Consider the following 3,202-nt stretch of genomic DNA (forward strand, 5'->3'; position numbering starts at 1 on the left):
TCGGGGTGATGGGTGGCTGGTCGTTGTTTGAGAACTGCACAGTGGACGCGAGCATCTGTGGCCAAGTTTTTAAGGGCGCACGGTGGATGCCTTGGCACCAGGAACCGATGAAGGACGTGGGAGGCCACGATAGTCCCCGGGGAGCCGTCAACCAGGCTTTGATCCGGGGGTTTCCGAATGGGGAAACCCGGCAGTCGTCATGGGCTGTCACCCGCTGCTGAACACATAGGCAGTGTGGAGGGAACGAGGGGAAGTGAAACATCTCAGTACCCTCAGGAAGAGAAAACAACCGTGATTCCGGGAGTAGTGGCGAGCGAAACCGGATGAGGCCAAACCGTATACGTGTGAGACCCGGCAGGGGTTGCGTGTGCGGGGTTGTGGGATCTCTCTTCTGTCGTCTGCCGGCGACAGGACGAGTCAGAAACCGTTGATGTAGACGAAGGACATGCGAAAGGTCCGGCGTAGAGGGTAAGACCCCCGTAGTCGAAACGTCAGCGGCTCGTTTGAGAGACACCCAAGTAGCACGGGGCCCGAGAAATCCCGTGTGAATCTGGCGGGACCACCCGCTAAGCCTAAATATTCCCTGGTGACCGATAGCGGATAGTACCGTGAGGGAATGGTGAAAAGTACCGCGGGAGCGGAGTGAAATAGTACCTGAAACCGTGTGCCTACAAGCCGTGGGAGCGTCGGATATGTGCTTGCACATATCTCGTGACTGCGTGCCTTTTGAAGAATGAGCCTGCGAGTTTGCGGTGTGTTGCGAGGTTAACCCGTGTGGGGAAGCCGTAGCGAAAGCGAGTCCGAATAGGGCGATTCAGTAGCGCGCTCAAGACCCGAAGCGGAGTGATCTAGCCATGGGCAGGTTGAAGCGGAGGTAAGACTTCGTGGAGGACCGAACCCACCAGGGTTGAAAACCTGGGGGATGACCTGTGGTTAGGGGTGAAAGGCCAATCAAACTCCGTGATAGCTGGTTCTCCCCGAAATGCATTTAGGTGCAGCGTCGTGTGTTTCTTGCCGGAGGTAGAGCACTGGATAGGCGATGGGCCCTACCGGGTTACTGACCTTAGCCAAACTCCGAATGCCGGTAAGTGAGAGCACGGCAGTGAGACTGTGGGGGATAAGCTCCATGGTCGAGAGGGAAACAGCCCAGAGCATCGACTAAGGCCCCTAAGCGTACGCTAAGTGGGAAAGGATGTGGAGTCGCACAGACAACCAGGAGGTTGGCTTAGAAGCAGCCACCCTTGAAAGAGTGCGTAATAGCTCACTGGTCTAGTGATTCCGCGCCGACAATGTAGCGGGGCTCAAGCGTACCGCCGAAGTCGTGTCATTGCAGCGTATAGCCCCAACGGGTGCTGTGATGGGTAGGGGAGCGTCGTGTGCCGGGTGAAGCCGCGCCGGAAGGCAGTGGTGGACGGTTCACGAGTGAGAATGCAGGCATGAGTAGCGATACACACGTGAGAAACGTGTGCGCCGATTGACTAAGGGTTCCTGGGTCAAGCTGATCTGCCCAGGGTAAGTCGGGACCTAAGGCGAGGCCGACAGGCGTAGTCGATGGATAACCGGTTGATATTCCGGTACCCGCTGTGAAGCGTCAAACATCGAACCAGACGATGCTAAGGCCGTGAAGCCGTCCTGGAGCCTTCGGGCAAAGGGAAGTGGTGGAGCCGCTGATCCAGATCTGCAGTAGGTGAGTGATGGGGTGACGCAGGAAGGTAGTCCAGCCCAGGCGATGGTAGTCCTGGGGTAAGGGTGTAGGACGTTGTCCAGGTAAATCCGGGCAGCACATAGTCTGAGACCTGATGCCGAGCCGATTGTGGTGAAGTGGATGATCCTATGCTGTCGAGAAAAGCCTCTAGCGAGTTTCATGGCGGCCCGTACCCTAAACCGACTCAGGTGGTCAGGTAGAGAATACCGAGGCGTTCGGGTGAACTATGGTTAAGGAACTCGGCAAAATGCCCCCGTAACTTCGGGAGAAGGGGGGCCATCACCGGTGATAGCACTTGCTGCTTGAGCTGGGGGTGGCCGCAGAGACCAGCGAGAAGCGACTGTTTACTAAAAACACAGGTCCGTGCGAAGCCGTAAGGCGATGTATACGGACTGACGCCTGCCCGGTGCTGGAACGTTAAGGGGACCGGTTAGCTCTGATTCGTCAGGGCGAAGCTGAGAACTTAAGCGCCAGTAAACGGCGGTGGTAACTATAACCATCCTAAGGTAGCGAAATTCCTTGTCGGGTAAGTTCCGACCTGCACGAATGGCGTAACGACTTCTCGACTGTCTCAACCATAGGCCCGGTGAAATTGCACTACGAGTAAAGATGCTCGTTTCGCGCAGCAGGACGGAAAGACCCCGGGACCTTTACTACAGTTTGATATTGGTGTTCGGTTCGGCTTGTGTAGGATAGCTGGGAGACTGTGAACTCTGGACGCCAGTTCAGGGGGAGTCGTCGTTGAAATACCAGTCTGGTCGTGCTGGATGTCTAACCTGGGTCCGTGATCCGGATCAGGGACAGTGTCTGATGGGTAGTTTAACTGGGGCGGTTGCCTCCTAAAGAGTAACGGAGGCGCCCAAAGGTTCCCTCAGCCTGGTTGGTAATCAGGTGTTGAGTGTAAGTGCACAAGGGAGCTTGACTGTGAGACCGACGGGTCGAGCAGGGACGAAAGTCGGGACTAGTGATCCGGCGGTGGCTTGTGGAAGCGCCGTCGCTCAACGGATAAAAGGTACCCCGGGGATAACAGGCTGATCTTCCCCAAGAGTCCATATCGACGGGATGGTTTGGCACCTCGATGTCGGCTCGTCGCATCCTGGGGCTGGAGTCGGTCCCAAGGGTTGGGCTGTTCGCCCATTAAAGCGGTACGCGAGCTGGGTTTAGAACGTCGTGAGACAGTTCGGTCCCTATCCGCTGTGCGCGTAGGAATATTGAGAAGGGCTGTCCCTAGTACGAGAGGACCGGGACGGACGAACCTCTGGTGTGCCAGTTGTCCTGCCAAGGGCACGGCTGGTTGGCTACGTTCGGGAGGGATAACCGCTGAAAGCATCTAAGCGGGAAGCCTGCTTCGAGATGAGTATTCCCACCTCCTTGAGAGGGTAAGGCTCCCAGTAGACGACTGGGTTGATAGGCCAGATATGGAAGCCTGGTAACGGGTGGAGTTGACTGGTACTAATAGGCCGAGGGCTTGTCCTCAGTTGCTCGCGTCCACTGTGT

The 3,202-nt window shown here is 56.7% G+C and carries 1 rRNA gene; it reads left to right on the forward strand.

The annotated features are described in order from the left end of the window. Positions 1 to 59: 59 nt before the first annotated feature. A 23S ribosomal RNA gene (locus ACI2LY_RS30065) occupies positions 60 to 3,181 on the forward strand. Positions 3,182 to 3,202 lie beyond the last annotated feature (21 nt).

The organism is Streptomyces sp. NPDC002176, assembly GCF_044903645.1.
Taxonomy (GTDB): Bacteria; Actinomycetota; Actinomycetes; order Streptomycetales; family Streptomycetaceae; genus Streptomyces.